The organism is Pseudarthrobacter sp. As-47 (genome assembly GCF_058215595.1).
The window spans coordinates 1616037-1641420 of record NZ_CM177088.1 but is presented as its reverse complement, the minus strand read 5'-3'; the positions used below and the strand labels follow the sequence as shown (position 1 = coordinate 1641420).

Here is a 25384-nt window from a genome sequence, read left to right as displayed (position 1 = left end):
ATGGCCACTCCGTACGACGCCGGTAAAGCGGGTGGGAGCCCCACCGGCGGCAACGCTTCTCCCGGCACGGTCCGCGTGTCGGGAGCGGGCTCGGCGGAAGCTGCGCCGGACCTTGCGGTTGTCTCGATCGGAGTGGAGTGCCGGGCCGATTCGGTGGGGCAGGCCTACGCGCGGGCCGGAACCGGTTCAGACGCCGTGACGGCGTCCTTCCGCAGGCACGGGGTGGCCGACTCCGACATCCGCACGTCGGGCCTTAACGTCCGCGCGGAGCTCGCCTGGCGGGAAGGCGAAGGACAGCGGGTCACCGGATACGTGGCAGCCAGCACCCTCACCGTGAAGCTGCGGGACCCGGGTTCCGCTTCAGCCGCCATCTCGGAGGCAGTTGAGGCGGGCGGGAACGATGTCCGGCTGAACGGTGCGGAGCTCACTTTCAGCGATGACGCGGCTGTGCGGGTACGCGCCCGGGAGGCCGCCTGGCTGGACGCCCTCAGCACCGCCACGCAGTATGCGCAGCTTGCCTCTGCCCGGCTGGGACGGGTGCTTTCCGTATCCGAGGACGGACCGGCCCGGGGCCCGGTGCCGCTGCCACGGATGCAGCGGGCAGCGGCCGTTGATTCCCTCAGCGTGGAGGCGGGCAATTCCGTGGTGGACGTGGCAGTCACCGTGGAATGGGAGCTCCTGGCCGGCGCCTAGACGTTCCCCGCACCACACCGCCCATGCTTGACATTAGTTCGAACATAGATTCGAATGGACGGCATGAGATGGGACGCCCAAGCACTGATGCCCCGGCCAGCGGAAACGGCTGCGCAAACCCCATCCCCCGCATTGCTTCCCCTGGCCGGGCTGGTCCGCTCCATCACAACCCCCGAGTTCGCTGGCATCACCTTCCATGAGGTCACCGCCAAATCGGTGCTCAACAAGGTGCCTGCCGGTTCACGGATGCCCTTCGAATGGACCATCAACCCGTACCGGGGCTGCAGCCACGCCTGCGTGTACTGCTTTGCCCGCAAGAGCCACACCTACCTTGATTTTGACGCCGGGCTGGACTTTGACAGCCAGGTGGTGGTGAAAGTCAACGCGGCCGAAGTTCTCCGGAAGGAACTGGCCAAGCCATCGTGGACGCGTCCGCAGGTTGCCCTGGGTACCAACACGGATCCTTACCAACGGGCCGAGGGCCGCTACCAGCTCATGCCCGGCATCATCACCGCACTTGCCGAGTCCGGCACTCCCCTGTCCATCCTTACCAAGGGGACCCTGCTTGCCCGCGACATTCCCCTGCTCAAGAGCGCGGCCGCCCAGGTGCCCGTGGGCATAGGCATCTCGCTGGCCATGACGGACGAAGCCCTGTCCGAGGCCATCGAGCCTGGAACGCCCGGGCCCCGGGCGCGCCTCAAGCTCGTTTTCCGCCTCCGTGAAGCCGGCCTGCCCTGCGGTGTCATGGCCATGCCCATCCTGCCGTGGCTTTCGGACAGCGATGAGGCACTCGACGCGCTGTTCGCGTCCCTGGCGGCGGCGGGCGCAACCGGCGTCACGGCCGGGGCCCTGTACCTCAAGCCCGGGACAAGGGAGTGGTTCATGAAGTGGATTGCTGCCAACCATCCCGGGCTGGCGGGCCGCTACCGGCGGCTCTACGGGACAGGTTCGTACGCGTCCAAGGAGTACCGCTCGTGGCTCGCGGGCAAAGTCCGGTACTTCAAAGCCCGCCACGGGTTTACCAACACGTCCGGCTTCAGCCACAGGGACCTCGAGGACGATCCCCGCGGCGAGGAAGCCGAATATCCCGCCGGCATCGTCCCCCAGGCGGCAGCGCCCGGCCAGGCACTGACCGGAAAAAAGGCAGCCTCCGAGGGGCAGGCAACGCTCTTCTAGGACCGTGCGCCTGCTGCCCTGACGGCGACGGCACCGAGCAGGGCCCGGACTATCGGGAAGTCCGCGGGAATCCACGGCAGGCCCAGGACGCCGCTGTGGTCCTCCACCGGCACCCACCGGAGTTCATCGTGGTCCTCGAGTGCTTTCGGCTCCCCGTGGGCAATTTCCGCGAACCACACCCGCATGCTGGCCCGGTGGTTCAGCGGCCAGCCGCCCGGAACCTGCGCCGGGAGCTCAGCGCCGAGCCGGACGGCGATCCCCAACTCCTCAAGCAGTTCGCGGGCCAGCGCCGCCTCCGGCTCCTCGCCGGGCTCCACTTTTCCACCGGGGAACTCCCAGAGTCCTGCCAGCTGCTCCGGAGCGCTGCGCCGCGCCACCAGCAGCATGGAGGGTTCCGCCAGGCTGTCCACGACGGCTCCGCCTACCACCTGTATCTGTCCGTTCACCGCCCCATTCTATGGGGGACAATGAATAGACCAGCTGCAAATTTCCTCCCACACCGGGAATACGGGTTCCCCTTTCCGGGTTGTTTGCAGGGTCCGGACTTCATCAGCCCCACTGCCGTGGCATTGGTCCACCACCACTTTCCTCCTTCGAAAAGCAGGCTTATGAGCAGCGTCCTCCAAACGTCCACGGCAGCCCCCGCCCGATCCACCAACCTGGCGATGGCCATCCTCGCCCTGGCCATGGGCGGGGTGGGCATCGGGGTTACCGAATTCACCATGATGGGCCTGCTGCCGGAGGTCGAACAGGGCCTTGGGGTTTCCACGCCCGAAGCAGGCCACCTCATCTCCGCCTATGCCCTGGGGGTGGTGGTGGGAGCCCCGCTGCTGGCCGCGGTGGGCGCGAAGCTCCCCCGCAAGCACCTGGCGCTCGGACTGATGGTGTTCTTCACGGTGGCCAACCTGGCGTCCTTCCTCGCCCCGGATTACGGAACAATGCTGGTGTCGCGCTTCGCCGCCGGGCTGCCGCACGGCGCATTCTTCGGGGTCGCAGCAGTCATCGCGGCCTCCCTGGTTCCGCCCACGCGTCGGGGCTGGGCCATCTCAATGGTGATGGCCGGCCTGAGCATTTCCAACGTGGTGGGAGTTCCGTTTGCCACCTGGATGGGCCAGACCTACGGCTGGCGGCTGCTGTTTATCCTGGTGGGACTGATCGGCCTGCTGACCATTGGCCTGGTATGGAAATTCGTCCCCTTCCACGAAGCCCACCCGGATGCAAGCATCCGGCGCGAACTGGGCGCGCTCAAACGCCTTCAGGTGTGGCTGGCCATTCTGATCGGCATTGTCGGTTTTGGCGGCTTCTTTGCCACCTACACCTACATCGCCCACACCATGACCATGGTGGCCGGCATCCCGTCCTCGCTGATTCCCCTGGTGGTGGCCCTGTATGGGCTGGGAATGGTGGCCGGCAACATCGTGGGCGGCCGGATTGCGGACAGGTCCGTGATGGGCACCCTCTACAAGGTGTTGCCCGGCATCGCCGTTGCCCTGGTGGTCTACGCCGTGGCCGTCCAGTGGCCGTGGTCCGCCTTTGTCATGGTGTTCGTGGTGGGCGCTTCCGGGTCCATGCTGATCCCCGCACTGCAGACCCGGCTCCTTGACGCGTCCCCCGATGCCCCCTCCCTGGCGTCATCGCTGAACCATGCTGCGCTGAACGTCGCCAACGCCCTCGGGGCATTCCTGGGCGGATTGGTGATCGCCCTGGGCTGGGGCTATACAGCCCCCGCCCTGGTAGGCGCCGTCCTCGCCCTGCTGGGGCTCGGCGTCGCGATCACCAGCGGACTGCTGGAGCGGAAGAGGCCGCTGGCGGCCTGATCCGTGGAGTGCTGATTCGCTCGTGGCCCGGCACCCGGCGGCCTTCCCGCCGGCCTGACGGGCAAACTGCCTGCAGGCCTGCTGACTTTAGGGGACCCGTGTGTTAGCTTGAGCCACATCGGGACCATGAGATCCCGGTCACTATAAGGAGGAGACATGGGTTTTCTTGCTTGGATTATTCTGGGCCTCATCGTAGGGGCCATTGTTAAGGCTGTTATGCCCGGACGGGTTGGCGGCGGCTGGGTAACCAGCCTGGTGCTGGGTGTCGTGGGCGCCATCGTCGGCGGCTGGATCGGAAGCCTCCTGTTCAACAGGGGCGATCTTGCCTTCTTCGACCTCGGCACCTGGATTCTCGCTATCGTCGGCGGCCTGGTCGTGGCCGGCATCTACGGAGCAATCACCGGTCGCGGCAAGGCCACCCGCGCACCCTGATCCGCTCCCGGGAAGAACATCAACAGGCAAAGGGCTCCGGTGAACCGGAGCCCTTATACGTTTAATCCCGCCTGCCTGCTGAGGCGCGCACTGCCTGATGCGCAGGCAGCCGCGGCGTCCAGATCCTAGGCGGTTACCGGGACCGGCAGGTGCTGGGAACGCGCGCTGGCATAGAGGCAAACCGTGGCGGCTGTCCCCAGGTTGAGGCTTTCCGCGGAACCATACACCGGCACGGCTACCCGGTGGTCCGCCAGCGCTAGCTCCTCCGGGGACAGGCCCTGGGCCTCGTTGCCGAACAGCCAGGCCGTGGGCCGCTCCAGTGCGTACTCGGATTGCGGCCCGTCTCCGGTCAGCCGGCGCCGGGCGTTCTCGTCCTGGAGGGTGTCGAGGTTGAGGGTCCCATAGCCGTCCGCCGCCAGGACGCCGATCCCCCTGGCACGGCAGGCGGCCGCAAGTTCGTCGATGTCCGCTCCCAGCACCACCGGTAGGTGGAAAAGCGAACCGGCCGTGGACCTGACGGCCTTGGGGTTGTAGATGTCAACGCTGGACGCCGTGAGGACCACGGCGTCGGCTCCTGCTGAATCCGCCGCGCGGAGGACCGTTCCGGCGTTGCCGGGGTCCCGGACCTGGCAGAGCACGGCAACCAGGCGGGGGCCGGCGTCGAGCACTTCCTGCAGCGTTACGTCAAGGAAACGGCAGACGGCGATGATCCCCTGCGGGTTGACGGTGTCCGCCATGGCAGCCAGGACCTCGTCGGTGGCCAAGCGGGCATTGACTCCCTGGGACAGTTCCTCGAACTCCGGGTGCCGGTCCAGGCAGCTCTCACTGGCGAACACTTCGGTGACCACGCCTGGCTGGCCCGCGGCACGGCGCTGCTGATGGAGCCTGAGCGCTTCCCGCACTGCCTGCGGCCCCTCGGCAAGGAATTGTCCACGCTTTAAACGGGCCGGGCGCCCGGCAAGCTTTGCCACGTCCCTGACCCGATCAGCTCGGGGATTGGACAGTGGAAAATCTTGCGGGCGCCCGGTTTCGTTCATATAAGAACTTTAGTTGCTGCTGCCACCGGTTCTTGAACTGTCCCTGACGGGGAACAGCCGTTTGCTAGGCGACAGCCTTCTTGGCGGAGGTGTCGGCAGGCAGGGAATCCTTGGCAACCTTGACCAGCGCTGCGAAAGCGTTGGCGTCGGAAACGGCCAGCTCGGCCAGCATGCGGCGGTCAACCTCAACCTCAGCGGCCTTCAGGCCCTGGATCAGGCGGTTGTAGGTGAGTCCGTTGGCGCGGGACGCAGCGTTGATGCGCTGGATCCACAGGCGGCGGAAGTCGCCCTTCTTCTTCTTGCGGTCGCCGTAGCTGTACACAAACGAGTGCAGCAGCTGCTCTTTGGCCTTGCGGTACAGGCGTGAACGCTGTCCACGGTAGCCCTTTGCGCGTTCAAGGATAACCCGGCGCTTCTTGTGGGCGTTGACCGCCCTCTTCACACGTGCCACGTGCGTACTCCTTCGAAAATTCTGCTCCCAAGCATCTACTGCCGGTATTCCCGGCGGCCTGAGAAGGCTTTTTGGTAGGTGACTTACACCTGGTGGTGGTCAGTCAAAGAACTTGGAAACTAGATGCCGAGCATCTTCCGGATGACCTTGGCGTCGCCCTTGAAGACGATCTTGTCGCCGGCGAGGCGGCGGGTCAGCCTGGAGGACTTGTGCTCGAGGTAGTGGCGGCGGTTGGCCTGCTGGCGGCGCAGCTTGCCGCTGCCGGTCAGCTTGAAGCGCTTCTTGGCACCACTGTGGGTCTTCATCTTCGGCATGGGAACCGATCTCCTTACGTTCCGCAGGCTGGGCCTGCAGCTCTATCGCGCAGCTGCCCCTCAGGGCAGCGTGCTGGTTGCTGACTGCCGGAGGGCGACCTCCGGCAGCTGTGGACTAAGTGGTCTTCTTGCCGGCCGGCTTTGGCGCCGCCTTGGGGGCGGGCCGTGCGGCAGGCTTCGGCGCAGCGGGCCTGGCCACCGGCTTCGGCGGAGCAGGCACTGCTGCCGGCTTCGGCGCGGCGGCCGGAGCAGCTGCAGCGGGCTTCTCCGCTGCAGCCTTCGGTGCCGGTGCCGCCTTGGGCTCTGCTGCCTTGGGAGCAGCAGCCGCCTTGGGAGCGGCAGCCTTCGGGGCCTCCTGCTTCGGGGCTTCAGCCTTGGGTGCTTCCTGCTTCGGCGCCTCGGCGGCCTGGGCGGGGGCTTCGGCTGCGGCGGGCTCGACGACGGCGGCCGGCTCCTGCGCAGGTGCCTCGGCTGCTGCCTCAGGTTCGGTTGAGACGGTGAATCCCTCAGGCAGCAGGTCGGCCAGTGACTGCGTCATGGGTGCCTGGTCGTCGCCGGAGGTGTCAACGCGGCCGGAAGCCTTGGCTTCGTTCTGCGCTTTTGCCTCGGCACGCTGCGTAGCGCGGCGGGCTTCGGCCTTGGCCTCTGCCTTGTTCTTCAGCGGACCAACCACCATGACCATGTTTCGGCCGTCGATGCGGGGGCTGGACTCAACAACGCCAACTTCCGCAACGTCGTCGGCGAAGCGCTGCAGCAGGCGGATGCCCATTTCCGGACGCTGCTGCTCGCGGCCTCGGAACTGGATCATGGCCTTGACCTTGTCCCCGGCGCCGAGGAAGCGCAGTGCGTGCCCGCGCTTGGTCTCGTAGTCGTGGGTGTCGATCTTCAGGCGGAAGCGGATTTCCTTCAGAACGGTGTTCGTCTGGTTCTTCCGTGCTTCACGTGCCTTAACCGCGGCCTCGTACTTGTACTTGCCGAAGTCCATCAGCTTGCACACCGGAGGCTTCGCCTGAGGTGCAACTTCAACGAGATCAAGGTCGGACTCGGCAGCCAGACGCAGGGCATCCTCAATACGGACGATTCCTACCTGTTCACCTGCAGGGCCGACCAGCCGCACCTCGGGGACGCGGATACGCTCATTGATTCTTGGCTCGCTAATGTTAAAGCTCCTGTTTTTGTTGTGGAATCCGGCAAATAGAGAAGGCCCCCAATTGCCGGAGCAATCGAAGGCCTCTGAAAGATCGGATGCAGGTCCCGCGAAGGGACTGCGCACACAGGTCCGGCTCATGCCGGCTCCATGCCCAACCAGGTACCCGGCAACCTTGCGTTCCTGAATATAGGAACAGCGGCTGGCGCGGGTGGGAGAGAACTCCGCTTGCAAACTGCATGCCATCTTACAGAAAAAATTCCCGTCAACGCTGTGCAGCGCCGGTGGGAACCTTGATCGTTCGGAACAATCTCTGAAATATCGACATCCAGTCGGTCTGTGTCAAGCTTACCAGTATGAGCACCCCAGACAGTAATTCATACGTTTTCGAGCCTGCGGCGGATGAGGCAGGTGCCGCCGGCGACGTCTCGCAGCAGATCCGCGACATTTCCGAAGTGCCGGCGATCGAGGTCATCACCACAGCCGCCGTCCACCTGATGAGCGCAGCCGCGGTAAAGCTGGGGCTGGCGGCCGAGGACAACGCCGAGGAGCTGAAGGACCTGGACGAGGCCCGGAAACTGATCACCGCACTGGCCGGCCTGGTGACTGCCGCCGCCCCGGAGATCGGATCCCAGCACGCCGGACCCTTGCGTGACGGACTGCGTTCGCTGCAGCTGGCATTCCGCGAAGAGTCTTTGATCCCCGATGCCCCGGGCAAGGGCCCGGGCGAGAAGTACACCGGGGCAGTGAACTAGGGATAAACCAGCCCAAGCAGTTGACGACGGCGGGACGGCCTTCACAGGTCGTCCCGCCGTCGCGCTTTTAATGGAGTTCTTGTCCAGCTATGCAGACTTCAGCGCCTCGGAAGCCTGCGTATCCGGACAAAAACCCGGCCTACTGGGCTGGGGATTTGCCCCGGCGGCGCTGCTGGAGGATAAGGCCTGCGAAGCAGAGTACGACGCCGGCAGCACCCACCGAGACGAAGCCTCCGGACGGCCCCGTCACGTCGATGAAGACACCCGCAAGCGGTGCACCCAAAGCCACGCCGCCGGTCAGTGCCGAGCCGTACCAGCCCATGGCCTCCCCGCGGCGTTCCTCGGCCACCAGGTCCGCAACTTTTTCCGACGCGGACGACAATACGGGTGCGCAAAGAAGTCCCGGCAGGATCGCGGTGAACGCCAGCGACCACGTATCGTGCGCGAAACCCATTGGGATTGTCAGCGCAGCCATTCCGAGCAGCAGGAGGATCGGCGAGACCGGGCGGTGCATGGCCCCGTATACCAGGCCCCCCACCACGGACGCGGCGCACCAGAAGAGGAAGACGATGCCGATTTCTGCCTGGCGTCCCCCGGTTTCCAGGGCGGCGACGATGCCAACGTCGGTTCCGCTCAGCACCATGCCCGCTCCCGCCGCCACGGCGAAGACGGCCGCCACGGTGGCGGTGAACCAGGCGAAGTTGTGGGCCACCTTGCTGCGCAGGCCCGGTCCGCGGTGCGTTGCGCCCGCAGGCACCAGTTCTGCCGCCGCCTCCTGCAGGTGGGCAGGGGCGGCGGACACCACGGCGGCCTCGGCGGCGTGGCGTTCATCGGCACTGCATTCCTCATCCTGCGCAGGGCTCCGGGTGGGCGGGTTGAACCACATGAGGAACAGCCCGGCCAGCGAGGTGGAAACTCCCACGATGGTGAGGCCAAGCACCGTAAAGCCGCTGGTGGCAACGATGGCGCCTGCAGCGGGACCGATCATGAACACCACCTCAGTGGTGATCGCATCGAGGGCGAAGGCCGTACGGCGCTGGTCGCCGTCGGCCAGCACACCCAGGGACTGGCGCACCACGCTGAAAATGGGAAGCGTGAGCAGGCCGCCCACAAACACCAGCGGAAGGAGCCACTGGTAGGACACGTGCGGGACAACCGACCAGATGACCGCTTCCGAGATGACGGAGGGGATGAGTGCTGTCCGGAGGCCCACGGTGTCAACCCGCCTCCCGCGCCATGGTGCGCCGACCGCAATGCCGATGGTCATGACGGCCGCGGCAGCGCCAGCGGCGGCGTACCCCTGGTCCAGGCTGAGGACGATGTGCAGGGTCAGCAGCACTCCGGCAGCGGAGTGGGGAATGCGGGCAACCATGCCCACCAGCAACAGCCGGCGGATAGGCCGTACGGCAAGCAACTCCCGGTAGAGAGCGAAATTCACGGAGTGATCCTTAAGTCCTGCCGCAGTGGCCGGGGATCACCCCGCTGGCTGCCGGCTAGTGGTCTGCACGCCTCAACTTGATGTCGATCGAGTCGACGCGCTCCCCAAACAATACATTCCGAGACCATTCGGCCTGGAGTCCGCCCACCAGCTCCTGGACCCCCGCGGCATCCAGCCCGTCCTCCAGGTAAAGCACCACCTGCAGTTCCGGCCCGGCGCCGCCGCCTGCCGCCACGGTCCCGTCGGCGGCACGGGCGGCCACTCCCCTGCCCTGCACCAGTTCGAGGTTCCGGACAGCGGGAAAAACGGCCGCCGCCCTGCCCATCTCGGCAGCGAGTTCCTGGTCCTTGTAGGACGGGGTCCACTGCTGCTGCTGGGCCAGCGCCCACACGGCAGGCCGCCGCACCACGAAGGTGAAGGCAGAGCCCGGATCAAGGACCAGCAGTTCTGCGCCTTCGGCGACGGCCGAGAGCGCGGCGCGTGCGGCGTACACGGCAACGGGCCTGGCTCCGGGATGCCAGGCGGCCAGGGCCGCCGTGGACGTGAAGGCGGGCATTGCGGTCCTGCCGTCGGCGGCTTTGAGCGTGACCAGCGCCATGTCGGCCTGCTTGTCGGCCTGCAGGCCGTCCTGGCCTTCCGCTTCCTCCGCGAGCTGGGCAACAATCGGGATGAACACCCGTGCGGTGGCCAGCGAGGCGACGACGGCCGCCTCGTCCCCGGTTCCGCCCAGGAGTGCGGCTATGGCGGCGAGATAGGCACCGCTGGCCGTCCCGTCGTCGTTCTCGAAGTTGTGGATCCTGGCGTCGTCGCCGGCCAGGCTCCGGCCTGCCCAGGGCCGGCCCGCGGAGTCCGTGGCACCGCCGGCACCTGCCAGCGCCGCAGCGATGTGCCCCGGCAGCTGGCGGGCTGACGGAGTCCCTGATTCATTGCTGGCCATGCCGGTGTGCGCCCTTAGCGGCGGCCGGCGACGTCGAGGGCTTCGGGCAGCGTAAAGGCGCCCGCGTAGAGGGCCTTGCCCACGATGGCACCTTCAACGCCCAGGGGCACCAGGGAGCGGAGGACCTTGAGGTCGTCGAGGCTGGAGATGCCGCCGGAAGCCACTACGGGCTTGCCCGTTTTCTCCACCATCTGGCGGAGGAGTTCCACGTTGGGCCCCTGCAGGGTTCCGTCCTTCGTCACGTCCGTGACTACATAGCGGCTGCAGCCGGCTTCCTCAAGGCGGCCCAGGACCTCCCAGAGGTCTCCGCCTTCCTTCGTCCAGCCGCGGCCGGCCAGCGTGGTTCCGCGGACGTCGAGCCCGACGGCGATTTTGTCACCAAAGCGCTCGATGGCCCGGCGGGTCCATTCGGGGTTTTCCAGCGCGGCGGTTCCCAGGTTCACGCGGGCAACGCCGAGGTCCAGTGCCGCTTCGAGCGTTTCATCGTCACGCAGCCCGCCGGACAGTTCCACCTTGATGTCCAGCCTGCCCACCACTTCGCGGAGCAGCTCCGCGTTTGAGCCGCGGCCGAAGGCTGCATCCAGGTCCACCAGGTGGACCCATTCAGCTCCCTGCTGCTGCCAGTTCAGCGCCGCTTCGAGCGGCGTCCCGTAACTGGTCTCACTGCCCGCTTCCCCCTGCACCAGCCGGACGGCCTGGCCGTTGACGACGTCGACGGCGGGCAGCAGTTCGAGAACGGGAAGGTCAGTTGCAGTGGTCATGGTGAATCCTCAGGGTGGGGGCAGGATGGCCTGCCGCGGTCAGTTGCCCGGCAGCGTCAGCAGATAGGCGGCGAGCAGCGACATGCCCGCAAGAACATAAAACGAAATCTGTGTCCAGAGCGGCTTGTGCTGCTGCCTGAAGGACAGGGCACCGCCGACGAGCACGCCGGCAAGCCCCATCAGGAGAACGGACCACATCTAAGCGGTGCCGCTTTCCGGCGCCGGCGTCCCGCCGTTGGCCTGGTTGCTGCCGGACAGGGTGTCGGCGGCCGTGCTGGCTTCGGCGTGGTGGGTGTTGTCAGCGTGGCCGCCGGCAGCGGGCCTGCGTAGCGCTTCCACCCAGTTGTGGAGCAGGCGCGCGCCCGCATCACCGGATTTCTCCGGGTGGAACTGGGTGGCGCAGAGCGGGCCGTTCTCGACGGCGGCAATGAACGGGGCGCCATGCTCGGACCACGTCACCAGGGGCGCTGCCATCCGTGGCTGGATGACATCGAAGTTCCATTCCTGGACGCCATAGGAGTGCACGAAGTAGAACCGCTCGTTTTCGACGCCGGCAAACAGCTTCGAGCCTTCGGGCACCTTGACGGTGTTCCAGCCCATGTGCGGCACCACGTCGGCCGGCAGGAGTTCCACCTTGCCGGGCCATTCACCCATGCCTTCAGCTTCGGTGCCATGTTCAACTCCGGCCTCAAAGAGGACCTGGAGGCCGACGCAGATACCCAGGACCGGCCGCCCGCCGGCCACCCGCCTGCCGATGAGGCGGATGCCGTCCACGGCTTTGAGCTCACGCATCACGGTTTCGAACGCTCCGACTCCGGGGACCACCAGGCCATCGGCGTTCAGGACGTCCTCGGGCTTTGAGCTCAGGATGACTTCCGCACCGGCCCGTTCCAGCGCCCGCACGGCGGACCGGACGTTTCCGGAGCCATAATCCAGGACGGTGACGGTGGGCTTGCCCTCGGGCGAGGGCAGCTTCCGGGAGGCCGAGGGATCGACGATGGCACCGTCCCGCAGGACCTGGCCGCTCACAGCGCACCCTTGGTAGAGGGGATCCCCTCAACGCGGGGATCCGGTTCCACAGCAGCACGGAGCGCCCGCGCGAACGCCTTGAACTGGGCCTCGACGATGTGGTGCGGATCGCGGCCTGCGATGACGTTCATGTGCAGGCAGATGCCCGCGTGCAGGGTGATGGCCTCGAAGACGTGGCGGGTGAGGGATCCGGTGAAGTGGCCGCCGATCAGGTGGTATTCCTGGCCCGCGGGCTCGCCGCCGTGCACCAGGTAGGGGCGCCCGGAAACGTCGACGACTGCGTGGGCAAGCGCCTCGTCAAGGGGAACGGTGGCCTCTCCGAACCGGCGGATGCCGGCTTTGTTCCCCAGTGCGGTGCGCAGCACCTCTCCGAAGGTGATGGCGACGTCCTCCACGGTGTGGTGGACGTCGATGTGGATGTCGCCCGTGGCTTTGACGGTCATGTCGATCAGCGAGTGCTTGCACAGCGCCGTGAGCATGTGGTCGTAGAACGGTACCGACGTGTCGATGTCCGAGGTGCCGGTGCCGTCCAGGTTGATTTCCACGAGCACGGACGACTCACTGGTGGCACGTTCCATGCGCGCAGTGCGGGCCGCAGCCACGTTCGATCCGGTGGTACTCATGCGTTGGGTCCTTTTGGGCAGAAGGGGCGGTTCAGGGCGTCCAGCGCCTCTGCTTCCAGTCTAGGCGGGAAGCGTGGCCTGGCTTGCAAGGATGCTTTCCAGGGATGTGAGGAAGGCTGTGGTTTCGGTCTCAGTTCCGGCCGTGACGCGGAGATGGCCCGGGATCCCGACGTCCCGGATCAGCACCCCGGCCTCCAGCAGTTCCTGCCAGACCCGGTGCGGGTTCTCAAGTCCGCCGAAAAAGACGTAGTTGGAGTCGGACGCCGCCGGCTTGAGGCCCATGCGCGTCAGCTCCGACACGATGCGGTCCCGCTGCTTTTTGATGTCTTCCACATCCGCCATCAGCGCCTCGCGGTGCCGGAGGGCGGCCAGCGCGGTGGCCTGCGTGATGGCGGAGAGGTGGTACGGCAGCCGGACCAGGCGCAGCGCATCGGCGACTTCGGGTGCTGCAGCCATGTAGCCCAGGCGTGCTCCCGCCAGCGCGAAGGCCTTGCTCATGGTCCTGGACACGATCAGCCGCTCCCGGCCGGGCAGCAACGTCAGCGCGCTGGGCGTCCCGTCGTGGGCGAACTCATGGTAGGCCTCATCCACAATGACGATGGTCTGGCTTGCTTCACCGGCCTCGTAGACGGCCTCCACGACGTCCAGGCCCAGCCCCGTCCCCGTGGGGTTGTTGGGGGAACAGAGGAAGACGATGTTGGGCTGCAGTTCCTTGACCTGCCGCGCTGCGGATTCAGCGCTGAGGCCGTAGCCTTCGGCGCGCTCACCAACGATGTATTCGGTGTCCGTTCCACTGGCCAGCAGCGGGTACATGGAGTACGTGGGCGGAAAGCCGAGCGCTGTGCGTCCGGGGCCGCCGAAGGCCTGGAGGATTTGCTGGAGCACCTCGTTGGAGCCGTTCGCGGCCCAGAGGTTGGTCTCGTCCAATCCGTGGCCGAGGTATTCCGCCAGCGCTTTCCGCAGTTCCGTGAACTCGCGGTCCGGGTAGCGGTTGAGCCCGGCGGCGGCCTCGGACACCGCCGCGCTGATGGCGGCCCGCACGTCCGCCGGAACACCATGGGTGTTCTCGTTGACGTTGAGGAGGATGGGGACGTCCAGCTGCGGCGCACCGTAAGGGGTAAGCCCGCGGAGGTTGCTGCGGAGGGGAAGCCGGTTCAGGCGTTCTAGCTGGTCATTCACCTGAACAGTTTAGTGCCCGTGCCGGGTGCCGGAAAATGTGACGGCATCCTGTTCGCCCTCGGCATGTGCCGGATCAGCCGGCGGGGACGAACAGCTGCTGCCCGGGGAAGACCGCACCTGCGGACAGGTTGTTCAGCTGCACGATGTCCGCCACAACATCGCGTGCGTCGCGCTCCGGCGCAACGGTGGCCGCGATGCCCCACAGTGACTGGCCGGGCTGGACCGTCACGGTGACCGCGGACGTTGTCTCAAGGTCCGCAGCAGAGTCGGAGGCTTTCGCCGGGGAGTTGAAGAAGCCTGCCAGTGAGAGCAGCAGGGCGGCCAGGAGCACCAGGGGAATCCCGATCAGCACGATGCGGCCGCGGCGGGTCAGCCGCAGGGGCGGAAGGGCTGCCGGCCGTTCCGGCTGCCGCTCTTCAGGCCCGGAGAGAAGTTGCTGCACTGAGAGCAGCTGTGGACGTGAACCCCGCGAAACAGATGTAGCTGACATGAACTGAGCCCTCCTGGACCATACTGTGCTGCCCGGATGTTCTGCTCCGCGCCCCTCTGGGGGCTTCCCGGCACCATCATCGAATGGCCGGGGTTCGCAGTAGAACATATATTCGAACTTTGCTTTCTCTGTTTTAGCACCTATCAACGAACATTGTCGAGACTCGCTAGAACAAATGTTTGAAAAAGCAGTGTGGCTGGCCTAGTTTTGAACGAAAGAACAACCACCCGGACAGTCGATCAGCAGGGTCTGACATTATGGGGCGGGATCCTCCAGGGCCTGGCCGTGGAGGGGCCGGCGGACACCGAAAGGCATTGGCGAATATGGCAGCAGCAGCCGCCGGGGGCAGGGCAACCGCGCAACCGAAGAGGACCGCCAAGGGCCTGACGCCACGGCAGAAAAAAATCCTCGAAACCATCCAGCGCTCCGTCAATGAGAACGGTTACCCCCCGTCCATGCGGGAGATCGGTGACACGGTGGGGCTGGCCAGCCTTTCAAGTGTCACGCACCAGCTGGCCCAGCTGGAGAAACTCGGCTACCTCCGCCGTGACCCGAAGCGTCCGCGCGCCATGGAAGTCCTCATGCCCCTGACCCTGGACGGCGGTGCGGCCAAGCCAAGCAGCCAGCCATCAGCCGGACTTCCAGCCGGCGGTGCCACCGTCACGGAGCTGCCTACGGCCCTGGACACCGCGATGGTCCCGCTCGTTGGCCGCATCGCTGCTGGTGGTCCCATCCTTGCCGACCAGCAGGTGGAGGACGTTATGCCGCTCCCCCGGCAGCTGGTGGGCCAGGGCGAACTGTTCATGCTCAAAGTGGCCGGCGATTCGATGGTGGACGCAGCCATCTGTGATGGCGACTGGGTGGTGGTCCGCCGCCAGGCGGACGCGGCCAACGGGGACATCGTCGCTGCCCTCCTTGATGACGAAGCCACTGTGAAGACGTTCCGGCAGCGTGACGGCCACACCTGGCTGCTCCCCCAGAACACCCAGTACGAGCCCATCCTCGGGGACCACGCCACCATCATGGGCAAGGTCGTGTCGGTGCTCCGCTCGCTGTAGCCGCCCGCTCCTGGCCCCAGGCAGGGCCAGCCCACAACACAGTCAGCCCGAGGCACATTCGGCCGTGCGCAGCGCTGGCCGGATCCACCTTGGGCAGATCCGGCCCTGCGCAGTGCGGGCTTCCCGGAGCCCCGGCATGTGAAGGGACGTCAGGGGTTCTCCCCGGCCAGCCTCTCCAAGGCGGCGATTGCCGTCTTCCGGTCCGTTGTGGACCAGAACGGCGGCAGCGCTCCCCGGAGGAACCCGGCGTAGCGCTCGGTGGCGAGCCTGGAGTCAAGTACTGCCACCACCCCCTTGTCCCCGGTAGAGCGGATCAGGCGGCCTGCGCCCTGGGCAAGCCGGATGGCGGCATGGGTGGCCGAAACTGACATAAAGCCGTTTCCGCCGGCCTGCGCCACGGCGCGGGAGCGCGCCGTCATGAGGGGATCGTCCGGCCGCGGAAAGGGAATCCGGTCTATCACCACAAGCCGGCATGAACCGCCCGGAACGTCCACGCCCTGCCACAGGGACATGGTTCCGAAAAGGCAGGTGTCGGGCTCGTCGGCGAACTGCTTCACCAGTGCGGTCATGGTGGAGTCACCCTGGCAGAGGACCGTCATGTCCAGCTTTGGGCGCAGGGCCTCGGCGGCTTCCTCTGCGGCGCGCCGGGAAGAAAACAGGCACAGTGCGCCCCCGCCGGAAGCGCGGATCAGGGACTCGAGCTCGTCCAGCGCTTCCGGGGATGCGCCCCTGCCGGGCTTCGGCAGGTGCCCGGCCACATAGAGGATCCCCTGTTTGGGGTAGTCGAACGGCGAGCCCACGTCCACGCCCTTCCAGCGGGGAGCACCCTCACCCACCAGGCCCAGTCCGCCGGCGGCAGGTTCAAAGGCTGAACCAATGGCCAGCGTGGCGGAGGTCAGCACAACGGTGTGTCCGGCGAACAGGCCTTCCCGCAGCCGCCCGGCCACCGAGAGGGGTGCAATGTTGATCAACGCCGGCGCTGAGTCATCCGGCGGGGAGAACCCCTGTGCGGGGTCAAAGGAGCTGGCGCGGGAAAACCACACGACTTCGCGGTTCTCCCGGGCAGCGAGGAGCCGTTCGCAAAGTTCCAGGATGAGCATCAGGCGGGACCGCGCAAGCTGCCGGCCGCCGTCGGGCGTTGTATTGCTGTCGCCCTTCGAATCCGAGAGGGCGGCCCGGCAGGCGTCGCGCAACTGGTCCACGCAATCAAGCTGTTCGTCATTCAGTCCGTTGGGCAGCAGTCCGTTCGGTACGCCGGCAAGGGCGAGCTCCAGGTTGGCGGCCGCGGCGTTGAGGGCGTCAACGGTGATGGCGGTGTGCTTGCGGGCACCGGCGGCCGCGGCGTGCACCATGGCCACCGAGAGCTGGCCGGACACTGCACCGGTAACCCTGTCCTGGAGTTCGTGCGCCTCGTCCACCACCACCACGTCATACTCGGGCAGGACCGCCAGCCCCTCAAAGGCGCTGACTGCAAGCATGGCGTGGTTCGTGACCACAACGTCGGCCTCGGCAGCGTCCTGGCGGGCAAGTTCGCTGAAGCACTCTGCTGCCATGGGGCACTTTTGGGCGCCCAGGCATTCCATGGACGTCACGGACACCTGGCGCCAAGCCCGGTCCGTGACACCCGGCAGGAGCTCGTCCCGGTCACCCGTGGCGGTCTTCTCCGCCCACTCCCGCAGCCGCACCACTTCCTTGCCGAGCTGGGACGAGGGGCCGCCCACGGCTGCCGCGAAGTGCGGGACGCTGGTGTCCTCGCCCAGGCTGAACAGCTGGCCTTCCGACGGTTCCTCGCTCGGGAAGCCGCCTTCCAGCTTGTGCCTGCAAACATAGTTGGACCGCCCCTTGACCATGGCCACTTTGACAGGCCGGTCCAGGGCAGGAGTTATGGCCTTGAGCAGCCGGGGCAGGTCCCGGCCCACGATCTGGGTCTGAAGAGCAAGCGTGGCCGTGGACACGAGCGCAGGCTTGTTGCTTTCCAAAGCGTGCGCAATGAGGGGTATCAGGTAGGCCAGTGACTTTCCGGTGCCCGTGCCTGCCTGGACCAGGAGGTGGTCCCCCGTTCCCAGCGCACGGGCCACCTGCCTGGCCATCTCATGCTGGCCGGCACGGCTTTGCCCGCCCATGCCGGCAACGGCCCGGTCGAGCAGTTCGATCACGAACTGCTCGCCGGCCGCTTCCGTGGCTTCCGGCGCCACGAGGTCAGTCATTGCTGACGAAGGGTTCCAGTTCGGCCGCAAAGCCTTCACGGACCATCACCACGGCCCGCGTGCCTTGCTCCACGTGGTCCACGCTGATGATCTCGGCGTCGGACTCGTGGAGTTTGCTGACCAGGTCTCCGCGGTCGTACGGGATGAGCAGCTCCAGCTTGACGCTTGGCCTGGGAATGGCGTCGCTGATGGCCTTCAGCAGCTCCGCGATGCCCTGCCCCGTGCGGGCGGACACCACCACATGCCGCGGCTCGCGCTGCCTGAGCCGTTCCACCACAAAGGGGTCAGCGGCGTCGGCCTTGTTGAGCACGATGATTTCGGGCACCTTGCGGGCATCCACTTCGCTGAAGACCTTGCGGACGGCAGCGATCTGACCCTCAGGGTCAGGGTGCGAAACGTCCACCACGTGGAGGATCAGGTCTGCGTCGGCAACTTCCTCCAGCGTGGAGCGGAACGCCTCCACCAGTTGCGTGGGCAGGGACCGGACGAAGCCCACGGTGTCCGCGAGCGTGTACCCCAGTCCGTCCGCGGTTTCCGCCTTCCGGACAGTCGGGTCCAGGGTGGCGAACAAAGCGTTCTCCACCAGGACTCCGGCGTCGGTCAGGCGGTTGAGCAGCGAGGACTTGCCCGCGTTGGTGTAGCCGGCGATCGCCACGGACGGCACGGCATTACGACGGCGGTTGGCCCGCTTGGTCTCGCGGGCCGGCTTCATTGCGGCGATCTCCCGCCGCAGCTTGGCCATCCGGGTGCGAATGCGACGGCGGTCCAGCTCGATCTTCGTTTCACCGGGACCGCGCGAGCCCATGCCGGCGGCGGCACCGCCCACCTGGCCGCCTGCCTGGCGGGACATCGACTCGCCCCAACCACGAAGGCGTGGCAGGAGGTATTCGAGCTGCGCCAGCTCCACCTGGGCTTTGCCCTCGCGGCTCTTGGCGTGCTGGGCGAAGATATCCAGGATCAGGGCTGTCCGGTCGATGACCTTGACCTTGACGATATCCTCCAGGCCTCGGCGCTGGGAGGGTGCAAGCTCGGCATCCACCACCACGGTGTCCGCGCCGGTGGACATCACGATGTCCCGAAGCTCAAGCGCCTTGCCCGAGCCCAGGAATGTCCCCGGGTCCGGCTTGTCCCGGCGCTGGACCAGTCCGTCAAGGACCTCGGAGCCGGCTGTTTCCGCAAGGGCGGCGAGTTCCCGGAGCGAGTTCTCGGCGTCGGCCAGGGTGCCTTCGGACCAGAGCCCTGCCAGGACCACCCGCTCAAGGCGCAGCTGGCGGTACTCGACCTCGGTGACGTCTTCCAGTTCGGTGGACAGTCCTGCGGTACGGCGCAAGGCGCGCCGTTCCTCAAGGTCCTGCTGGTCGCCGTCGTACGTTGAATGTTCTTCGTCCAGGCGGGAAATTGCCTGGGCTTTGCCGAACACTGCCTTTCCGTCGCTGCCCTTCCCGTCGCCGTTTTGCGTGCCGGGGTTCCTGGCAGGTACGTCCTTGGAGAGAATCCGGTCGATGACAGCCTGGATTTCCTCGGGACTCATGTCCTGGGCGGCTGGATCTGATCCGGTGTTGGGCTGGCTGGTCATGGTCTCCTTTGAAGATTCGGCAGTTCCAGAATAGTGCCGATTGCTGGTGGTGGGGGAAGTATTCGCGCTGGGCTGACGGCCTGCGGTCATCCACGCCTCCTGGCATGCTGGGCCGGTGCCGCGGAGGGCGGCGCCGGCAGACGTGCCACGTACGGATACGCGGCGGAAGGAAAGCAGCCGGAAACGGCGATAAGTTCAGCGGGAGGCTGACTTTCGAGTGTGGTCCGGCGACCGGAGCAAACGGGATCTGCTTGGTCCGGTGCACGCAGCGGAAGGGTCGAAAGACCGGCGTCGCTGGTGGGACATGCTGCCGCTGGAGGGCAGGCTTCGGGACGGGCGTGGCCCGTGCCGGTTACTCGAAGATCAGGAACATGCCCTCCAGCGTAGCAGAGCGCCCTGCCCACGGTTTCCCTTTACGCTGCAAGGGGAACTACTCTGGCCAGTTATGGAGTCCGCACATTATTTCAGCGCAACACCCGCCGGCCCTTTTACCCGCAAGCCCCTGACTGTTGAGCTGGCAGGGGAAACGCGCAGGCTGCAGACTTCCTCCGGCATCTTCAGCCCCGACGGGATCGACAAAGGCACGGCCATCCTGCTTACCGAGGTGCCCGCACCGGCGCCGCAGGGAAACCTCCTGGACATCGGCTGCGGCTGGGGGCCGATTGCCCTGACCATGGCCCTCAAGGCGCCGTCCGCCCGGGTCTACGCGGTGGACGTCAACGAGCGCTGCATCGCGCTGACAAACGAGAACGCCGCAGCCCTGGGGCTGGCCAACGTGACTGCCAGCACCCCTGACGCGGTGGACCCCGACCTGCGTTTCGACACGATCTGGTCCAATCCGCCCATCCGGATCGGCAAGGACGAACTGCACTCCCTGCTGAAACTATGGCTGCCCCGCCTGGCTCCGGGCGGAACCGCCTGGCTGGTGGTGCAGAAGAACCTGGGGGCGGACTCGCTGCAGCGGTGGCTTGCAGCTGAGCTGGACGAATCGTTCACCGTCAGCCGGGAAGCCACCTCGAAGTCGTTCCGGATCCTCAAGGTCAGGAAAGCGTCCCGGTTGCCACAATGACTGCCGGCCCGCTGAGCTCGACATGTTCGTGGCCTGCGGGACCAGCGAAGAACTTCACTCCCACGATGCCCCCGGGGACGTGGACCCGCCAGGAGTCCGGGGCTTCCGCCCCAGCCCAGTGGCGGATGGCCACAGCGGCGGCGCAGGCACCCGTTCCGCAGGACTGGGTCTCCCCCACGCCGCGTTCATGCACCCGCATGGTCACGGATCCGACGCCGTCGTGCACCAGCGGCTCGGACGGGACCACGAATTCCACGTTGGTCCCGTTGGCGGGGACGGGGTCCACCACGGGCGCGGTGAACAGCCGCGTTCCGGCAAGTTCGGAAAGCTCGGCAAGGGCAACAACGGTGTGCGGGTTGCCCATGCTGACGGACAGGGCAGGGCGGGGAACTTCCAGGCCTTCGGCGGTCACCAGTGAATCCATGGCCTTGGCCGTAGCTTCCCCGGGGAAGATGAACTCCCACGGCCCCATGTCCACGGCGTAGTCGTCGCCCGTGCGCACCACGGTCTTGATCCCGGCGCGGGTGCCGATGGCCAGGGCGCCGCCGTCGGGCAGTTCGATCAGGCCCTCGGTCCGGAGGAAATGGACAAACACGCGGACGCCGTTGCCGCACATTTCGGACAGCGACCCATCGCCGTTGCGGTAGTCCATGAACCACTCAGCGTCGGGGTCGGCGGCCAGCAGCTCGCGGCCCTCCGGAAGCAAGCGCGACGGGACCGCCCGGATGAGGCCGTCCCCGCCGATCCCCCGGTGCCGGTCGCACAGGGCGGCCACGGCGTCGGCACTGATGGTGTGGACGCCCTCGGGATCAGCCACCAGGACGAAGTCATTGCCGGTGCCGTGCCCCTTGGAGAAGCGGAGCCCGCTCAGGGTGCGCAAGGCCGGCTCGGTGGTTTCTGCGAGGCTTGTGTCCATGCTTCCAAGGGTACCGGCCGGGCGGTGCAGCGCTAAAAACGGGAGAGCGCCGCCGCTTTGTCCACCAGGGCCGGATCCTGCCAGTCCAGCCAGTGGATGCGCGGATCGGCCCGGAACCAGGTGAGCTGGCGCCGGGCGAACTGCCGGGTGGCCACGATGGTGGCCTCCGCGGCCTCGGGAACGGTCCATTCGCCGTCGATAACCCGCAGGAACTGTGAGTACCCCAGGGCGCGGGGGGCGGTCTTTCCCTGCCGCAGCCCGCGGGCGTCCAGCCGTTGGACTTCGGCGGGCAGGCCGGCGTCAACCATGCGGTGGACGCGTCCGGCGAGCCGGTCCCGAAGCACCTCGCGGTCCACTGCCAGGCCGATCTGGACGGCAGGCTGGAAGTACTCGCGCTGCGGCATGAAGGAGCTGAACGGCCGCCCGGTGAGCTGATGGACTTCCAGGGCCCGGATGATCCGCCGGTCATCCGAGAGCCTGCCGGCGGACACAGGGTCCACCTCCCGCAGCCGCTCCAGCAGCACCGCGGTCCCCTGCGCAGCGAGTTCGGCTTCCAGCCGTTGCCGCACCAGCGGATCAGTCCCCGGGAACTCAAGGACGTCCAGCGCGGCCCGCACGTAGAGGCCGGACCCGCCGGCCAGGATGGCGCGCTTGCCGCGGCCGTGGATGTCCGAGATGAGTTCCCGGGCCTGCTGCTGGAACTGCGACACGCTGGCTTCCTGGGTTACCTCCAGGATGTCCAGCAGGTGGTGGGGAACTCCCCTGCGTTCAGCGTCCGTGATTTTTGCGGTGCCGATGTCCATGCCGCGGTAGAACTGCATGGCGTCGGCGTTGATGACCTCGCCGCCGAGTTCAAGGGCAAGGCTTACGGCGAGGTCTGACTTGCCGGACCCTGTGGGGCCAACGACGGCGATGACAGGCGGTGCGCCCACCGGTCAGCGCGTGCGGACAGGCAAGGAGGGCATGCCCAGCGAAACGCCCTTGCCGCCTGCCCCTGCCCCGGGCGTGGGTGCTCCGCAGGAATCTGCCTGCGACCTGTCCCAGGCGTCGCCCGCCCGGGAACGCCGGAGGCTGTAATCCTCCAGGGCCGGATCGGCGACGAGGTGGAATGCCGCGGCCTCGGTGATGGTCACCGTGACCAGGTCTCCCGGCCGGGGAGCGGGAGCACCCTCAGGGACCGAGAAGTGCACCAGCCGCTGGTCCTGCGAACGGCCGGACAGACGGTGCGTCTCGCCTGCCTTCCGTCCGGACTGCGCCGTCACCATAACCTCAACGCGGCGGCCGAGCTGGAGCCGGTTCTCCTCTGCCGCAATCCGGTCCTGGAGGGCAGTCAGGCGTTCGAACCGTTCCTGGACCACTGCCTTGGGAAGCTGGTCCGGCAGGTCAGCGGCAGGGGTTCCGGGGCGCTTGGAGTACTGGAACGTGAAGGCGGTGGCGAAGCGTGACTTCTCCACAACATCCAGCGTCGCCTGGAAGTCCTCTTCGGTTTCGCCGGGGAATCCCACAATGATGTCGGTGGAGATCGCCGCGTGCGGGATCTTTTCGCGCACTTTGTCCAGGATCCCCAGGAACTTGCTGGACCGGTAGGAACGCCGCATGTCCCGAAGAACCTTGTCCGACCCCGACTGCAGCGGCATGTGCAGCTGCGGCATCACATTGGGGGTCTCGGCCATGGCGTCAATGACGTCGTCGGTGAAAGCGGCTGGGTGTGGGCTTGTGAAGCGGACCCGCTCCAGGCCTTCGATGTCCCCGCAGGCCCGGAGGAGCTTGGAGAATGCCTGGCGGTCGCCGAACTCGACACCGTAGGAGTTGACGTTCTGGCCCAGGAGTGTGACCTCGATGGCGCCGTCGTCCACCAGGGCCTGGATCTCCGCCAGGATGTCTCCCGGCCTGCGGTCTTTCTCTTTTCCGCGGAGGGCGGGCACGATGCAGAAAGTGCAGGTGTTGTTGCAGCCGACGGAGATCGATACCCAGCCTGAGTAGACGGAGTCCCTCTTGGTGGGAAGCGTGGAGGGGAAGACGTCCAGCGACTCGAGGATTTCAAGCTGTGCCTCGTTGTTGTGCCGGGCGCGGTCCAGCAGGGCGGGCAGGGCGCCGACATTATGGGTGCCAAAAACGGCGTCCACCCACGGGGCCTTCTTCAGGATGGTTTCCCTGTCCTTCTGCGCGAGGCAGCCGCCCACAGCAATCTGCATGCCGGGGTTTGCTGCTTTCACCGGAGCCAGGATGCCAAGGTTGCCGTAGAGCTTGTTGTCAGCGTTCTCCCGGACCGCGCAAGTGTTGAACACCACGACGTCGGCCTGCTCACCGTCTGCCGGCACGTACCCTGCGTCCTCCAGCATCCCGGCCATCCGCTCCGAGTCGTGGACGTTCATCTGGCAGCCAAACGTCCGCACCTGGTAGGTGCGGGGCTTGGGAGCACCGGATTGCGGAGCACCGCCAGCTTCTGCAGAGGGGCTGGTACCGGGAAAAGGGGAAGGGATGGTCAAACTCACCTGTTAAGGGTACCGGTTTTACGGGTTGCCACGGTCGGCTCCGGCGCAGGAGTCCAGGACCTCGTTGACGATCCGGAACGCCTGCGAGGGCTGATAGCCCTTGCGCGCCAGCATGGAGGCCAGCCGCCGGGTTGCCTTGTCCCTTGCAGCCTGGTCCTGCAGATCCGTTCCCGGGCGGAGCTTCCGCTCCACGAGCTGCCGGGCGGCGGCTTCCTCATCCGCGTCTGTCAGCTGGTCCAAGGCTGCGGCGGCGGTTTCCTGGTCGATGCCCTTCTCCGCGAGTTCGCGGCGCAGCGCGCCTTTCGCAAGTTTGCGCGACTGGGAGCGGCTCCTCACCCACATGTCCGCGAATTCGGCGTCGTTGATCAGGCGTGCTTCCTGGAAGCGGTCCAGGACTGCCTCGGCGACGTCCTCCGGGATGTTCCGTTCGGCGAGTTTCCGGGCGAGCTGCAGCCTGCTTTTGGCCGACGCGGTCAGTTGCCGGTACACGATGTTCTGCGCAACGGACACCGGATCCGGCTCTGCGTCCCCGGCAACGGAAGAGCCGTGGTCCGGGCCGACCTGGAACGCGCCGTCATCTGAAACTCCGCGCCGCCCGCCGGCTGTCGCCCGGCGGGGACGCGGATTGTCGATACCGGTCAACGGCTAGAACCCGTCAACGGCCTTCAGCTTCGGGGAGTCTTTGGACTCCGGTTCCGCAGGCTTGACGCCCACGCCGAGCTTTTCCTTGATCAGGCGCTCGAGTTCGGCAGCAAGTTCAGGGTTGTCACGGAGGAACCTGCGGGAATTCTCCATGCCCTGGCCAAGCTGGTCGCCGTCGTAGGTGAACCAGGAGCCGGACTTCTTGATGATGCCGTGCTCGACGCCCATGTCGATGATGCCGCCCTCACGGGAAATGCCCTGGCCGTAGATGATGTCGAATTCGGCCACCTTGAAGGGCGGAGCCATCTTGTTCTTGACGATCTTCGCCTTGGTCCGGTTGCCAACGGAATCGGCACCTTCCTTCAGGGTCTGGATGCGCCGGACGTCGATACGGATGGAGGCGTAGAACTTCAGGGCCTTACCGCCGGTGGTGGTTTCCGGGGAGCCAAAGAAGACGCCGATCTTCTCGCGGAGCTGGTTGATGAAGATCGCAGTGGTCTTGGTCTGGCTGAGGCGGCCGGTGATCTTACGCAGGGCCTGGCTCATGAGGCGGGCCTGGAGGCCGACGTGGCTGTCACCCATGTCGCCCTCGATTTCGGCGCGGGGCACCAGCGCTGCGACGGAGTCGATCACAATGATGTCCAGGGAGCCCGAGCCCACCAGCATGTCCATGATTTCCAGCGCCTGCTCGCCGGTGTCCGGCTGGGAGACCAGGAGGGCGTCGGTGTCCACACCGAGCTTGGCGGCGTACTCGGGGTCAAGGGCGTGCTCGGCGTCGATGAAGGCGGCGATGCCGCCCAAGCGCTGGGCGTTGGCCACGGCGTGGAGCGCCACGGTGGTCTTACCGGACGATTCCGGCCCGTAGATTTCGACAACGCGGCCACGGGGAAGGCCGCCAATTCCCAAAGCAACATCCAGGGCAATGGATCCGGTGGGGATGACCTCGATCGGGGCCCGGACTTCGTCGCCGAGCCGCATGACCGAGCCTTTACCGAACTGTTTGTCGATCTGGGCCAGCGCTGCTTCGAGCGCTTTTGCACGATCCGGGGCTGCCGCCATGGTTCACACCTCTAATGCTTTCTCGCTTTGGAGTGGCCTCAGCGGCCGTTTATTGGTCATCTCTGACGCTACTGGGACCCACT

Annotated in this window: 27 protein-coding genes; 7 read left to right on the top strand and 20 right to left on the bottom strand. The window is 66.5% G+C overall.

The features are described from left to right. Positions 1 to 693 carry an SIMPL domain-containing protein gene (locus tag AC4BCK_RS07570; protein ID WP_366286483.1) on the top strand — a complete coding sequence of 231 codons (693 nt, stop codon included), beginning with the start codon at positions 1 to 3 and terminating at the stop codon, positions 691 to 693. Positions 694 to 756: 63 nt separating this feature from the next. Then, a complete protein-coding gene (locus AC4BCK_RS07565) occupies positions 757 to 1869 on the top strand; it encodes an Rv2578c family radical SAM protein (protein WP_363939874.1) in 1113 nt (370 codons plus the stop codon). Here AC4BCK_RS07565 and AC4BCK_RS07560 read toward each other — a convergent pair. Next, positions 1866 to 2315, bottom strand: a complete 450-nt coding sequence (locus AC4BCK_RS07560; RefSeq protein ID WP_490566798.1) for a (deoxy)nucleoside triphosphate pyrophosphohydrolase — start codon at positions 2313 to 2315, stop codon at positions 1866 to 1868. The two genes, AC4BCK_RS07565 and AC4BCK_RS07560, sit on opposite strands and share 4 nt — an antisense overlap. 162 nt (positions 2316 to 2477) lie before the next feature. On the opposite strand from AC4BCK_RS07560, the gene AC4BCK_RS07555 reads away from it, so the two are divergent. Both AC4BCK_RS07555 and AC4BCK_RS07550 read left to right on the top strand, forming a co-directional pair. Beyond that, positions 2478 to 3686 carry an MFS transporter gene (locus AC4BCK_RS07555; protein WP_251424732.1) on the top strand — a complete coding sequence of 403 codons (1209 nt, stop codon included), beginning with the start codon at positions 2478 to 2480 and terminating at the stop codon, positions 3684 to 3686. Between the two features lie 156 nt (positions 3687 to 3842). After that, on the top strand, positions 3843 to 4118 hold the full coding sequence (locus AC4BCK_RS07550) for a GlsB/YeaQ/YmgE family stress response membrane protein (protein ID WP_009358633.1): 276 nt from the start codon (positions 3843 to 3845) through the stop codon (positions 4116 to 4118). A gap of 125 nt (positions 4119 to 4243) precedes the next feature. Here AC4BCK_RS07550 and AC4BCK_RS07545 read toward each other — a convergent pair whose 3' ends face one another. The 4 genes from AC4BCK_RS07545 to infC form a co-directional block, all read right to left on the bottom strand. Continuing rightward, positions 4244 to 5155 (bottom strand): TrmH family RNA methyltransferase, encoded by a 912-nt coding sequence (locus AC4BCK_RS07545; RefSeq protein ID WP_490566797.1) that lies wholly within the window; start codon positions 5153 to 5155, stop codon positions 4244 to 4246. Between the two features lie 64 nt (positions 5156 to 5219). Continuing rightward, on the bottom strand, positions 5220 to 5606 hold the full coding sequence (gene rplT, locus AC4BCK_RS07540) for a 50S ribosomal protein L20 (protein ID WP_013600575.1): 387 nt from the start codon (positions 5604 to 5606) through the stop codon (positions 5220 to 5222). Between the two features lie 119 nt (positions 5607 to 5725). Further along, a complete protein-coding gene (rpmI, locus tag AC4BCK_RS07535; protein WP_009358635.1) occupies positions 5726 to 5920 on the bottom strand; it encodes a 50S ribosomal protein L35 in 195 nt (64 codons plus the stop codon). 115 nt (positions 5921 to 6035) lie between these two features. Further along, a complete protein-coding gene (infC, locus tag AC4BCK_RS07530) occupies positions 6036 to 7037 on the bottom strand; it encodes a translation initiation factor IF-3 (protein WP_377086844.1) in 1002 nt (333 codons plus the stop codon). A gap of 386 nt (positions 7038 to 7423) precedes the next feature. Between infC and AC4BCK_RS07525 the strand changes: the two genes are divergently transcribed. Then, a complete protein-coding gene (locus tag AC4BCK_RS07525) occupies positions 7424 to 7822 on the top strand; it encodes a DUF1844 domain-containing protein (RefSeq protein ID WP_174180349.1) in 399 nt (132 codons plus the stop codon). A gap of 139 nt (positions 7823 to 7961) precedes the next feature. Here AC4BCK_RS07525 and AC4BCK_RS07520 read toward each other — a convergent pair whose 3' ends face one another. From AC4BCK_RS07520 to AC4BCK_RS07485, 8 genes are all read right to left on the bottom strand, one after another. Beyond that, complete coding sequence (locus AC4BCK_RS07520; RefSeq protein WP_174180350.1) at positions 7962 to 9260, bottom strand: MFS transporter; 1299 nt, start codon at positions 9258 to 9260, stop codon at positions 7962 to 7964. Positions 9261 to 9315: 55 nt separating this feature from the next. Beyond that, on the bottom strand, positions 9316 to 10197 hold the full coding sequence (locus tag AC4BCK_RS07515; protein ID WP_366286489.1) for an SseB family protein: 882 nt from the start codon (positions 10195 to 10197) through the stop codon (positions 9316 to 9318). A gap of 14 nt (positions 10198 to 10211) precedes the next feature. Further along, positions 10212 to 10958, bottom strand: a complete 747-nt coding sequence (gene priA / locus AC4BCK_RS07510) for a bifunctional 1-(5-phosphoribosyl)-5-((5-phosphoribosylamino)methylideneamino)imidazole-4-carboxamide isomerase/phosphoribosylanthranilate isomerase PriA (RefSeq protein ID WP_251424740.1) — start codon at positions 10956 to 10958, stop codon at positions 10212 to 10214. A gap of 39 nt (positions 10959 to 10997) precedes the next feature. Continuing rightward, positions 10998 to 11156, bottom strand: coding sequence for a hypothetical protein (locus tag AC4BCK_RS07505; RefSeq protein ID WP_181038237.1), 159 nt, complete (start codon positions 11154 to 11156; stop codon positions 10998 to 11000). After that, positions 11157 to 11987 (bottom strand): imidazole glycerol phosphate synthase subunit HisH, encoded by an 831-nt coding sequence (hisH, locus tag AC4BCK_RS07500; protein WP_251424742.1) that lies wholly within the window; start codon positions 11985 to 11987, stop codon positions 11157 to 11159. Then, positions 11984 to 12610 carry an imidazoleglycerol-phosphate dehydratase HisB gene (hisB, locus tag AC4BCK_RS07495; RefSeq protein WP_066274905.1) on the bottom strand — a complete coding sequence of 209 codons (627 nt, stop codon included), beginning with the start codon at positions 12608 to 12610 and terminating at the stop codon, positions 11984 to 11986. Before hisB ends, hisH begins: the two co-directional genes overlap by 4 nt. Positions 12611 to 12670: 60 nt before the next feature. Further along, entirely contained in the window at positions 12671 to 13789 is a 1119-nt protein-coding gene (locus AC4BCK_RS07490; protein ID WP_174180353.1) for a histidinol-phosphate transaminase, read from the bottom strand. Positions 13790 to 13862: 73 nt separating this feature from the next. Continuing rightward, positions 13863 to 14279 (bottom strand): LysM peptidoglycan-binding domain-containing protein, encoded by a 417-nt coding sequence (locus tag AC4BCK_RS07485; protein WP_377086849.1) that lies wholly within the window; start codon positions 14277 to 14279, stop codon positions 13863 to 13865. Positions 14280 to 14602: 323 nt separating this feature from the next. Between AC4BCK_RS07485 and lexA the strand changes: the two genes are divergently transcribed. After that, on the top strand, positions 14603 to 15337 hold the full coding sequence (gene lexA, locus AC4BCK_RS07480) for a transcriptional repressor LexA (RefSeq protein ID WP_174180356.1): 735 nt from the start codon (positions 14603 to 14605) through the stop codon (positions 15335 to 15337). Between the two features lie 149 nt (positions 15338 to 15486). Here lexA and AC4BCK_RS07475 read toward each other — a convergent pair whose 3' ends face one another. Next, positions 15487 to 17544, bottom strand: a complete 2058-nt coding sequence (locus AC4BCK_RS07475; RefSeq protein WP_490566796.1) for an ATP-dependent DNA helicase — start codon at positions 17542 to 17544, stop codon at positions 15487 to 15489. Then, positions 17537 to 19120 carry a GTPase HflX gene (gene hflX / locus AC4BCK_RS07470; RefSeq protein ID WP_251424746.1) on the bottom strand — a complete coding sequence of 528 codons (1584 nt, stop codon included), beginning with the start codon at positions 19118 to 19120 and terminating at the stop codon, positions 17537 to 17539. The genes AC4BCK_RS07475 and hflX overlap by 8 nt, the downstream gene beginning before the upstream one ends. Positions 19121 to 19565: 445 nt before the next feature. Between hflX and AC4BCK_RS07465 the strand changes: the two genes are divergently transcribed. Continuing rightward, on the top strand, positions 19566 to 20189 hold the full coding sequence (locus AC4BCK_RS07465) for a class I SAM-dependent methyltransferase (protein WP_174180363.1): 624 nt from the start codon (positions 19566 to 19568) through the stop codon (positions 20187 to 20189). On the opposite strand, the gene dapF is transcribed toward AC4BCK_RS07465, so the two are convergent. The 5 genes from dapF to recA are packed head-to-tail and all read right to left on the bottom strand — an operon-like array spanning position 20161 to position 25301. After that, positions 20161 to 21105, bottom strand: a complete 945-nt coding sequence (gene dapF, locus AC4BCK_RS07460) for a diaminopimelate epimerase (RefSeq protein WP_174180364.1) — start codon at positions 21103 to 21105, stop codon at positions 20161 to 20163. The genes AC4BCK_RS07465 and dapF overlap by 29 nt on opposite strands. Before the next feature lie 32 nt (positions 21106 to 21137). Then, positions 21138 to 22037: a tRNA (adenosine(37)-N6)-dimethylallyltransferase MiaA gene (gene miaA / locus AC4BCK_RS07455; protein WP_366286503.1), complete on the bottom strand. Its 900-nt coding sequence runs from the start codon at positions 22035 to 22037 to the stop codon at positions 21138 to 21140. A 3-nt stretch (positions 22038 to 22040) separates the two neighbouring features. After that, positions 22041 to 23600 (bottom strand): tRNA (N6-isopentenyl adenosine(37)-C2)-methylthiotransferase MiaB, encoded by a 1560-nt coding sequence (gene miaB / locus AC4BCK_RS07450; RefSeq protein ID WP_174180368.1) that lies wholly within the window; start codon positions 23598 to 23600, stop codon positions 22041 to 22043. 18 nt (positions 23601 to 23618) lie between these two features. Continuing rightward, positions 23619 to 24233 carry a regulatory protein RecX gene (locus AC4BCK_RS07445; protein WP_397426055.1) on the bottom strand — a complete coding sequence of 205 codons (615 nt, stop codon included), beginning with the start codon at positions 24231 to 24233 and terminating at the stop codon, positions 23619 to 23621. Positions 24234 to 24245: 12 nt separating this feature from the next. Further along, entirely contained in the window at positions 24246 to 25301 is a 1056-nt protein-coding gene (gene recA / locus AC4BCK_RS07440; protein ID WP_490566795.1) for a recombinase RecA, read from the bottom strand. Positions 25302 to 25384: the final 83 nt, after the last annotated feature.

Coding starts and splice junctions, on each gene's coding strand:
- recA (WP_490566795.1), bottom strand. CDS start 25,301: ATGGCGGCAGCCCCGGATCGTGCAAAAGCGCTCGAAGCAGCGCTGGCC.
- AC4BCK_RS07485 (WP_377086849.1), bottom strand. CDS start 14,279: ATGTCAGCTACATCTGTTTCGCGGGGTTCACGTCCACAGCTGCTCTCA.
- AC4BCK_RS07505 (WP_181038237.1), bottom strand. CDS start 11,156: ATGTGGTCCGTTCTCCTGATGGGGCTTGCCGGCGTGCTCGTCGGCGGT.
- AC4BCK_RS07475 (WP_490566796.1), bottom strand. CDS start 17,544: ATGACTGACCTCGTGGCGCCGGAAGCCACGGAAGCGGCCGGCGAGCAG.
- AC4BCK_RS07565 (WP_363939874.1), top strand. CDS start 757: ATGAGATGGGACGCCCAAGCACTGATGCCCCGGCCAGCGGAAACGGCT.
- AC4BCK_RS07525 (WP_174180349.1), top strand. CDS start 7,424: ATGAGCACCCCAGACAGTAATTCATACGTTTTCGAGCCTGCGGCGGAT.
- AC4BCK_RS07545 (WP_490566797.1), bottom strand. CDS start 5,155: ATGAACGAAACCGGGCGCCCGCAAGATTTTCCACTGTCCAATCCCCGA.
- AC4BCK_RS07570 (WP_366286483.1), top strand. CDS start 1: ATGGCCACTCCGTACGACGCCGGTAAAGCGGGTGGGAGCCCCACCGGC.
- AC4BCK_RS07550 (WP_009358633.1), top strand. CDS start 3,843: ATGGGTTTTCTTGCTTGGATTATTCTGGGCCTCATCGTAGGGGCCATT.
- hisB (WP_066274905.1), bottom strand. CDS start 12,610: ATGAGTACCACCGGATCGAACGTGGCTGCGGCCCGCACTGCGCGCATG.
- rpmI (WP_009358635.1), bottom strand. CDS start 5,920: ATGCCGAAGATGAAGACCCACAGTGGTGCCAAGAAGCGCTTCAAGCTG.
- priA (WP_251424740.1), bottom strand. CDS start 10,958: ATGACCACTGCAACTGACCTTCCCGTTCTCGAACTGCTGCCCGCCGTC.
- AC4BCK_RS07555 (WP_251424732.1), top strand. CDS start 2,478: ATGAGCAGCGTCCTCCAAACGTCCACGGCAGCCCCCGCCCGATCCACC.
- dapF (WP_174180364.1), bottom strand. CDS start 21,105: ATGGACACAAGCCTCGCAGAAACCACCGAGCCGGCCTTGCGCACCCTG.
- AC4BCK_RS07515 (WP_366286489.1), bottom strand. CDS start 10,197: ATGGCCAGCAATGAATCAGGGACTCCGTCAGCCCGCCAGCTGCCGGGG.
- AC4BCK_RS07465 (WP_174180363.1), top strand. CDS start 19,566: ATGGAGTCCGCACATTATTTCAGCGCAACACCCGCCGGCCCTTTTACC.
- hflX (WP_251424746.1), bottom strand. CDS start 19,120: ATGACCAGCCAGCCCAACACCGGATCAGATCCAGCCGCCCAGGACATG.
- lexA (WP_174180356.1), top strand. CDS start 14,603: ATGGCAGCAGCAGCCGCCGGGGGCAGGGCAACCGCGCAACCGAAGAGG.